Source organism: Prevotella phocaeensis (assembly GCF_900065875.1).
In the GTDB taxonomy this organism is placed as follows: domain Bacteria; phylum Bacteroidota; class Bacteroidia; order Bacteroidales; family Bacteroidaceae; genus Prevotella; species Prevotella phocaeensis.
This window is the reverse complement of sequence record NZ_LT160618.1, coordinates 1-1,192: the sequence shown is the minus strand read 5'-3', so window position 1 is coordinate 1,192 and position 1,192 is coordinate 1. Positions and strand designations below refer to the sequence as shown.

Genomic DNA, 1,192 nt, shown 5'->3' with positions numbered 1-1,192 from the left:
CTATGGCGGCTTGGGCACGGTAGTCCCATTCGCGCGCAAGGAGCATGGAAAGGTATGCCCCGGCAGGCTCTGAATGCCTTTGGAGGATACTGCAAGAGCCGCTCCACTTCCCGAAGATAGTTCAATACGATGTTGTCCATTTCCGAGGCACGCCGGAAGAGTTCCGCCAAATCCTTGTCATAAGGGCCGTAGAGTCCCGGAAGGTTGTGCTCCTTTTTCCATGAATAAGCCAGTTCGGGATAAGTTTTTCTCTAAAAGCTGATTTGCGTCTATCGGGAAATGGCGGGGCGTGAGCCGTAGGGCGTGATTCTTCACGTTCCGCCTTGGCAATCAAGCCGTGGCGTTTGCCCGGGCTTCTGCAAGGCCGCCGCCATTTGCCGGGACGTTCCACCTTGTGCCATCAAACATTAAAACACTGCTGATTTTAGAAATACTTATCCCGAACTGGCGTATGAATAAGCGTAGGCAACATCACTGCGGTCATGGGCAGCGACAAGGTTCATGCCACAGTAGATTTCCACTGTGTCGGCATCGTAGAGAATCGTCACGCGTTTTCAACCAAGGCCTTGTCCTTGGGGTGGCGTACACGGGCAGGATAGACCGCACAGCCGTAATGTTCGGCAAAGGCAGTGAAATCGTCATTGATGACGGGCTCGTTGCGGTCGCTTCGTGTGACGGCCGCTTTCAGATTGTCGGGGACTATTGCCGCCGGAGCCCCTTCAAAATACAGCATGGCATCCTCGCATCCCTTGATCAGGTCTTCCTTGCGTTGCGACCATACGGCCTCACAGTAGGTGTAATGACTGAACAGAAGGATGGCAACAAAGACTTCGGCCTTTTTTGTCTGGCCGGTCATCTCATCAACTACTTCAAGCCTGTCACCGGCAAAGTCAACGTACATCTGGTCTGCGGCATAGTGCCCGACATGGCCGACGACCTTGACGTGAAACTTATACTCACGGACGGCCCGCTTGAAGGAAGACAGCTGCAAACCGTCAGGATACTCCTTGAACAGCTTCCTTACGCTCATCCCCTTGCGTGTCAGGCGGGAAACATATCCGGGAAGCAGGGCCTCCAGCTCAGCCCTTCTTGGGGACGGCTCCCGACGACGGGAATCCCCACAGCCAAACAGCCCGTGCAACTGCTCCTCGGAGAGGGACAGAAGCCGGTCAATACTCTTGCCGCTTGAAAG

1 protein-coding gene and 1 pseudogene are annotated in these 1,192 nt (G+C 54.8%); both read right to left on the bottom strand.

Going from position 1 to position 1,192, the window contains the following annotated elements:
* Nucleotides 1–434: 434 nt before the first annotated feature.
* The gene (locus BN3912_RS12615) at nt 435–521 is read right to left on the bottom strand and encodes a hypothetical protein (protein ID WP_449421067.1); all 87 of its coding nucleotides are present in this window, start codon (nt 519–521) and stop codon (nt 435–437) included.
* Between the two features lie 12 nt (nt 522–533).
* Nucleotides 534–1,192, bottom strand: a pseudogene (locus BN3912_RS01085) (DDE-type integrase/transposase/recombinase); the annotation flags it as partial.